Below are 7,431 nucleotides of genomic sequence, written 5' to 3'. Positions count from 1 at the left end.
CCCCCCCCCCCCCCCCCCCCGCGACGAAGACGACGGCCGCGACGCGAGCGAGGGCTTTGCCGTCCATGGCCATGAGCTCAGCGGTTGAACATCTGAACGTCGCCGGCCTGGTAGCCGGAGCCAGGGGTCAGGAAGCGGCGGCGTTGCTCGCGGCCCTGGTCGACCGCAGCGGCGCGTTCGGCTTCGGTCAGCGCCTGGGCGCGACCATTGGCGGCCACCACGGCGGTCAGGTCGGCAAGCTGCTGGCCCTGAAGCGCAAGCAATTGATTGCCGGCCTGCGTCGCCTGCAGCGCACCGGTCGCAGACTGGCTGGCGCCGACCAGCGCCGACATCTGCGCGCGGCTGGTCTCAATGTTTCCGACGACGCCCGCCTGGACGCGCATGGCGTCCTGAAGACTGCCGACCGTGTTTTGCCAGCGCGAGCGCGCCTCCGTCACGAGCTGCTGGTCGGAAGCAGAAAGCGAGACGTCGCCATATTGCTGCTGAAAGGCCTTGTCGACCTGCTGGACGTCGAAGGCGATGTTCTGTGCCTGCCCGAGAAGCTGTTGCGTGCGTTGCACCGACCGCTGCAGTTGCTGCAGCGAGGACCACGGCAGGCTCGCCAGGTTGCGCGCCTGGTTGATCAGCATCTGGGCCTGGTTCTGAAGCGAGGTGATCTGGTTGGTGATCTGCTGCAGCGAACGCGCGGCCGTCAGGACATTCTGGGAATAGTTCGATGGATCGAACACGATGAAGGCATGGGCTGGGGCCGTCATCATCGGCGTGATCGCGAGCGGAGCGGCAAGCATCGCTGCGACCAGAAGAAGGGCGCCCGGCCGGCTTTGACGAACAGTCATGGTTGGGGATCCTTTTCAGGTTGGGGAACAGTGAGGTTGGGAATGAGGTCGGCGGCCCAGCCGACGTCGCGTGCACGCAGCCAGGCCGCCAGGAAGCCGTCGCGGCCATGCTCGGCGACGATGCCGCCGATCAGGGCCTGATCGCTCTTCGAGGACGCGGCGCAAAGTGCGAGCCCGACCTCGGACAGGCCGAGCTCGAAGAGCCGGTTGCCGAGACGGGACTGGCAGTAGTAGTCACGCTTCGGCGTCGCACGTGCCAGGAGCTCGATCTGGCGGTCGTTCAGGCCGAAGCGGCGATAGATGGCGGTAATTTGCGGCTCGATCGCGCGTTCATTGGGCAACAGCAGCCGGGTCGGACAGCTTTCGATGATCGCCGGCGCGATAGCCGAATTGTCGATGTCTGCGAGTGACTGGGTGGCGAAGACGACGCTGGCATTCTTCTTGCGCAGCGTCTTCAGCCACTCGCGCAACTGCCCGGCAAACGCGTCATCGTCCAGTGCAAGCCAGCCTTCGTCGATGATGAGTAGCGTCGGGCGACCGTCGAGCCGGTCGCCGATGCGATGAAACAGATAGGAAAGCACGGCCGGCGCCGCCGGCGTGCCGACCAGCCCCTCGATTTCGAACGCCTGCACGGATGCTTGGCCGAGGTGCTCGGCCTCGGCGTCGAGCAGCCGGCCGTGAGGGCCGCCAACACAGTAGGGACGAAGCGCCTGTTTCAGGTCATTGGCTTGCAGAAGCACGCTGAGCCCGGTGATGGTGCGCTCCTCGACCGGAGCCGAGGCGAGCGAGGTCAGCGCCGCCCAGATATGCTCCTTGGCGTCCGGCGTGATCTGGACCCCCTCGCGCGTCAGGATCGCGACGATCCAGTCAGCCGCCCAGGCCCGGTCGTATGTGTCGTGGATGCGCGCGAGCGGCTGGAGTGAAACGGAAGCGTCCATGCCTTCGGTGAGGTGACCTCCGAGATCGTGCCAGTCGCCGCCCATTGCGAGCGTTGCCGCCCGGATCGAGCCGCCGAAGTCGAAGGCGAAGATCTGAGCATTGCGGTAGCGGCGGAATTGGAGCGCCATGAGCGCCAGCAGCACCGACTTGCCGGCGCCGGTAGGGCCGACGACCAGCGTGTGCCCGACATCGCCGACATGAAGGACCAGCCGGAACGGGGTCGAGCCTTCGGTCTTGCCGTAAAGCAAGGGAGGACTGACCAGATGCTCGTCCCGTTCCGGCCCCGCCCACACGGCAGAAAGTGGGATCATGTGGGCGAGATTGAGCGTTGAGATCGGCGGCTGACGGACATTGGCATAGGCGTGCCCAGGCAAGGAACCGAGCCAGGCGTCAACGGCGTTGACGGTCTCGACGATCGCCGTGAAGTCGCGGCCCTGGACGACCTTTTCGACGAGGCGCAGCTTCTCGTCGGCCACGCGGGGGTCACAATCCCAAACCGTGAAGGTCGCGGTGACATAGGCCATGCCAGCCATGTCGGCGCCGAGCTCCTGCAGCGCCGTGTCCGCGTCGGCCGCCTTGTTGGCGGCGTCGGTGTCGAGGAGTGCCGATGCCTCGTTGGTCATCACCTCCTTCAGGATCGAGGCGATGCTCTTGCGCTTGGCGAACCACTGCCGCCGTATCCTGGTCAAAAGGCGGACGGCGTCGACCTTGTCGAGCAGGATCGCGCGGGTCGACCAGCGGTAGGGGAAGGCCAGCCTATTGAGGTCGTCAAGCAGGCCGGGTGTCGTGGCGGTCGGGAAGCCGACAATCGTCAGCACGCGAAGATGCTTGTCGCCAAGCCGCGGTTCGAGCCCGCCGGCGAGCGGCTCGTCGGCCAGCAGCGCATCGAGATAGATCGGCGTCTCTGGGACGCGCACCCGATGGCGTTTGGTCGAGATGGTCGAATGCAGGTAGGTCAGCGTCTCGCCGTCATCGAGCCAGCGGCATTCAGGCATCAACCCGTCGAGCAGGGACAGCACGCGCTCGGTCCGGTCGACAAAGGCGCGCACGATCTCGCCCGGATCGGCGCCCGACTGGCCGCGACCCTCATAGAGCCATCCCTCGGCCCGCGTGGCGTCTTCGGGCGGCGACAGGAAGAGGAATGTGAGAAAGTAGCTCGATACGAAATGAACCCCTTCCTCGTCGAAGTCGGCTTTGCGCTCGGCATCGAGGAGGCCGGAAGCCGCATCGGGGAACTGGCTCTCGGGATAGGAAGCCGCTTCGTGCCGCTGCGCCTCGACGAAGATGCTCCAACCCGAGCCGAGCCGGCGAAAGGCATTGTTGATGCGCGCGGCCACCGCGACAAGCTCCGCCGCGACGGCGGAGTCGAGATCTGGCCCGCGAAACCTCGCGGTGCGCTGAAAGCTGCCGTCCTTGTTGAGCACGACGCCCGGCGCGACCAGTGCCGCCCAAGGCAGATAATCGGCAAGTCGGGCAGCCGTCCGGCGGTATTCGGCAAGGCCCATCATAGCGGCGCTCTCAAACCGTCAGATGCCCGGGCAGCCGCAGGTGCCGGCGTCCGACTTCGAAAAAAAGCGGATCGCGCCTGGCAGCCCATACCGCCGTGAAATGTCCGATTGCCCATATGAGAAGACCAACCAGCCAGAGCCGCAGCCCAAGACCGACCGCGCCCGCCAGCGTGCCATTCAGGATCGCGATCCCGCGCGGCGCGCCCCCGAGCAGGATTTGCTCGGTCAGGGCCCGGTGGACGGGCACTGTCCACCCAGGTACCGCGTCGAGCTGTTCGAAAGCGGTTGTCATCAGATCAATGCTCCGCCGCCGAAGGAGAAGAACGACAGGAAGAAACTCGACGCCGCGAAGGCGATCGAAAGGCCAAAAACAATCTGGATCAGCCGCCTGAAGCCGCCCGAACTGTCGCCGAAGGCCAGCGTGAGGCCGGTGACGATGATGATGATGACGGCGATGATCTTGGAGACGGGTCCCTCGACCGACTGCAGGATCTTTTCGAGCGGCTGTTCCCACGGCATCGAGGAACCCGACGCGTAAGCGACCGGCGCGACGACGAGGTTGAAGGCGATGGCGGCGCTGACTGCAGCCAGGCTGCCGTGGCCGCGCGCAAGCAGGCGGATCATGAAATTTCTCCTGTGTTGATCGGGGTAGCTTCAGCAATGCGGTAATCGCCATCGGGGCCTAGACCCTCGACCCTGACCAGCTCGACGAGCCGTCGCGCGGCGCCGCGTCCGGCGAGCACGGCGACAAGGCCGATCGTGTCGGCGATCAGCGAACGCGGGACAGTGACGACGGCCTCCTGGATCAGTTGCTCAAGGCGGCGCAGCGCGCCAATGCCGGAGCCAGCATGAAGGGTGCCGATGCCGCCGGGATGCCCGGTGCCCCATGCCTTCACGAGGTCCAGCGCTTCGGCACCTCGCACCTCGCCGATGGGAATGCGATCGGGCCGCAGGCGCAGCGACGAGCGAACCAGATCGGAAAGCGTGGCGACGCCATCCTTGGTGCGCATCGCGACGAGGTTGGGAGCCGCGCATTGCAGCTCGCGGGTGTCCTCGATGATGACAACCCGGTCCGTTCCTTTGCCCACTTCGGCGAGCAACGCGTTGGTCAGCGTCGTCTTGCCAGTCGACGTGCCGCCGGCCACGAGGATATTTGCCCGGCCAGCAACCGCGGCGCGCAACATAGCGGCCTGGCCAGAAGTCATGATGCCCGCGGTCACATAGTCATCGAGCGTGAAGACGGCGACCGCGGGCTTGCGGATCGCGAAGGCGGGTGCTGTGACCACGGGCGGCAGCAGGCCTTCGAAACGCTCGCCTGTTTGCGGCAACTCGGCCGAGACGCGCGGGGAGCGGGAATGGACCTCGGCGCCGACATGATGGGCTACCAGGCGCACAATCCGCTCGCCGGCGGCAGGCGCGAGCATTTCCCCCGTATCCGCCAAACCTTCCGAGAGCCTATCGACCCAAATCCGACCATCCGGGTTCAGCATCACTTCAACGACCGCGGGATCGTCGAGGAACCGGGCGATGGCGGGTCCGAGCGCGGTGCGCAGCATGCGCGAGCTGCGCGCGTGTCCTTCGGTATCGTTGTGCGAGATAGCCATCCTGTCCCCGTAGGATCGGAATTCGTCGAGCGGTTCCCGGTCGGGGATGATCAAGAGAGGTCTGGGGCGCTCAGATTCAACCGGTGTCAGCTGTCAATCGTAGCGTAGCGCGCAATGACCGGCGAACGGCGGCGCCAAAGACCGTGGCGCCCTACGGAGACCTACTGACGACTTCGCCGCGACGTCCGGAATATGAATACCCGCAATAAAATGTACATGTTTATTGACACGCGAGTCTCGCCGGGTTTATGAGACAACCTCGATGGCCTGCCGGTGCAGGCGATCAAATTTTCATGGTGCGGAGGATTGCCATGACGTCCGGTCCACGGGGCGCGATTTCTCAGCGCAAACCCGCTTTCCCCTGGCACGCCGAAACAATACTGACATCGTCGTCACCCGCGTCAGCAAAAGGCGGTGGCGCCCCGTGAGCATGCTCGACATCTTGTTTGGCATTCTACAAGGGCTGGGTACCACCGCAGAGGTCACGGCCTACGCCCTGGTCTTTGCGGTCCCCTTCGCCATCGTTTTCGGCGTCGCGCAGTTTCTGACCGTCGGCATGACCCGATTTCTGGTTACCGCCGTGATCGAATTCTGGCGCAGCTCGGCCGTCGTCGTCCTGCTTTTCGTCTTTTACTACGTGCTGCCGGTGCTCGGCGTCACGCTTTCGGCGATGACCGTCAGCGCGTTGGTTCTCGGTCTCAACACCGGCGGCTATGCCAGCCAGGCGGTGCGCGCCGGGCTGCAGTCTCTTCCTGCCGGCCAACGCGAGGCGGGCATGGCGCTCGGCCTTTCGCGACCGGCGATCCTGCTCCTGATCGAGCTGCCGCAGGCGTTGGTCGCAATGAGCCCCACCTTCGTCAACAACCTTATTCAGCTCGTCAAAGCGACTTCCCTTGTCTCGTTGGTCACGCTGACGGACATGACCTTCCGCGCAAAGGAAATCTCGCAGACCGAATACGATCCGGTCGCAATCTATTCGGCGCTATTGCTTGCCTTCTTCTTGGTCTGTTACCCGATTGCGCTTGCCGGCCGTTGGCTCGAGGCCCGCGTCAATCCCGAAAAAGGGCTTTCTCGTGGGATTTGACTTCCACTTCGCGCTCGCAAGCATCCCGACGATCATCGGGGCGATCGGGGCGACGCTCCTCGCCACGGTCTTGAGCTGCATTGGCGCATCGGCGATCGGCTTCATGTTCGAGATGATCCGCCGCGGCGGCGGTGCGCTTGGTTTCGCGGTTCGCTTCCTGATCGACTTCATCCGCTCGACGCCGGTCCTGGCCTGGCTCTATTTTCTCTATTTCGTCCTGCCCGTCTACGGCATCCGGCTTAGCGCCATGACAGTGGGCATACTAGGGCTCAGTCTGTACTACAGCGGTTATCTGGCGGAGGTGTTCAAGGCGGGCATCGATGCCATTCCGAAGGGCCAGCAGGAAGCAGCCAGGGCTTTGTCGCTCAGCCCCCGCGACACGGTCATTTTCGTCATCGCACCGCAGATGCTGCGCAACATCGCCGCCCCGCTCGGCAACTATCTGGTATCGATCCTCAAGGCGACGCCCTATCTCGCCGTCCTGGCCGTGCCGGAAATGCTCGGACGCGCCTTCGATATCGCTTCCGAGACCTATCGCTACGCGGAGCCGCTGACCGTCGCCGGCATCCTGTTTCTGGCCCTGGCGCTGCTTGTTGCTTACAGTGTGAAGCGCATCGAGCAGCGCCTGCTTGCACCTGGACGGCGCTGATGCTCGCTCAAGCCCCACATCCAATCTCAGCCGTTGAATCCCTCCCCCTTGTGCGGATCGAGGGCCTCAACAAGTGGTTCGGCGCCATACACGTTTTGAAAAACATCGATCTAACGGTGCGTCCGGGCGCACGCATCGTCGTTTGCGGGCCGTCCGGCTCCGGCAAGTCGACGCTGATCCGCTGCATCAACGGTCTCGAGCCTTTCCAAAAGGGAACGATTCAGCTCGAAGCGATAACCCTCGGGAACGACGCCCGCGATACCGCGAGGGCGCGCCGACAGACAGGTATGGTGTTCCAGAGCTTCAATCTCTTTCCGCACCTCACGGTGCTCGCCAACTGTACCCTGGCGCTCCGCCGGGTCCTCTTGAAATCGGCGCGCGAGGCCGAAGAGATCGCCATGCATCACCTGACGGTGGTGCGCATTCCCGAAAAGGCGCGGAGCTATCCCGCCCAGCTCTCGGGTGGTCAACAACAACGAGTGGCGATCGCACGCGCTCTCTGCCTCAACCCCCGTATCATGCTGTTCGATGAACCGACCTCGGCGCTCGATCCTGAAATGATCAAGGAAGTGCTCGACGTCATGATAGCGCTGGCGGGAAGCGGCATGACCATGGTCTGCGTGACCCATGAAATGGGTTTTGCGCGCGAAGTCGCGGACGAGATCGTTTTCATGGACGAAGGCCGCGTTGTAGAGCATTCCTCTTCCAAAGATTTTTTCTCTGGAGCCGCTCACCCACGCGCCCGGCTGTTCCTGGATACTATCCTGAGCCATTGAGGACCGAGGCGTGTCGAGGTCGCGGGCACCCGCGG

Annotated in this window: 8 protein-coding genes; 3 read left to right on the top strand and 5 right to left on the bottom strand. The window is 64.3% G+C overall.

Features of this window, described 5'->3' with window-relative positions; translation table 11 throughout:
- Window positions 1-77 precede the first annotated feature (77 nt).
- The 5 genes from trbJ to trbB are packed head-to-tail and all read right to left on the bottom strand — an operon-like array spanning window position 78 to window position 4,887.
- Complete coding sequence (gene trbJ, locus LB572_RS28100; protein ID WP_224670041.1) at window positions 78-836, bottom strand: P-type conjugative transfer protein TrbJ; 759 nt, start codon at window positions 834-836, stop codon at window positions 78-80.
- Complete coding sequence (gene trbE, locus LB572_RS28095) at window positions 833-3,283, bottom strand: conjugal transfer protein TrbE (RefSeq protein WP_224670040.1); 2,451 nt, start codon at window positions 3,281-3,283, stop codon at window positions 833-835. Before trbE ends, trbJ begins: the two co-directional genes overlap by 4 nt.
- A gap of 10 nt (window positions 3,284-3,293) precedes the next feature.
- Complete coding sequence (locus tag LB572_RS28090; protein ID WP_140805352.1) at window positions 3,294-3,575, bottom strand: VirB3 family type IV secretion system protein; 282 nt, start codon at window positions 3,573-3,575, stop codon at window positions 3,294-3,296.
- Window positions 3,575-3,907, bottom strand: coding sequence for a TrbC/VirB2 family protein (locus LB572_RS28085; RefSeq protein ID WP_140805354.1), 333 nt, complete (start codon window positions 3,905-3,907; stop codon window positions 3,575-3,577). Before LB572_RS28085 ends, LB572_RS28090 begins: the two co-directional genes overlap by 1 nt.
- Window positions 3,904-4,887 (bottom strand): P-type conjugative transfer ATPase TrbB, encoded by a 984-nt coding sequence (gene trbB, locus LB572_RS28080; protein ID WP_224670046.1) that lies wholly within the window; start codon window positions 4,885-4,887, stop codon window positions 3,904-3,906. The genes LB572_RS28085 and trbB overlap by 4 nt, the downstream gene beginning before the upstream one ends.
- A 424-nt stretch (window positions 4,888-5,311) precedes the next feature.
- Between trbB and LB572_RS28075 the strand changes: the two genes are divergently transcribed.
- Genes LB572_RS28075 through LB572_RS28065 form a run of 3 tightly spaced genes read left to right on the top strand, consistent with a single transcriptional unit; the run spans window position 5,312 to window position 7,396 of the window.
- Window positions 5,312-5,971: an amino acid ABC transporter permease gene (locus LB572_RS28075; RefSeq protein ID WP_224670039.1), complete on the top strand. Its 660-nt coding sequence runs from the start codon at window positions 5,312-5,314 to the stop codon at window positions 5,969-5,971.
- A complete protein-coding gene (gene ehuD / locus LB572_RS28070) occupies window positions 5,961-6,620 on the top strand; it encodes an ectoine/hydroxyectoine ABC transporter permease subunit EhuD (protein WP_140805358.1) in 660 nt (219 codons plus the stop codon). The genes LB572_RS28075 and ehuD overlap by 11 nt, the downstream gene beginning before the upstream one ends.
- A complete protein-coding gene (locus LB572_RS28065) occupies window positions 6,620-7,396 on the top strand; it encodes an amino acid ABC transporter ATP-binding protein (protein WP_224670038.1) in 777 nt (258 codons plus the stop codon). The genes ehuD and LB572_RS28065 overlap by 1 nt, the downstream gene beginning before the upstream one ends.
- Window positions 7,397-7,431 lie beyond the last annotated feature (35 nt).

It is taken from the genome of Mesorhizobium sp. BH1-1-5, assembly GCF_020165615.1.
Lineage (GTDB): Bacteria > Pseudomonadota > Alphaproteobacteria > Rhizobiales > Rhizobiaceae > Mesorhizobium.
This window is presented reverse-complemented; position numbering and strand designations above follow the sequence as displayed.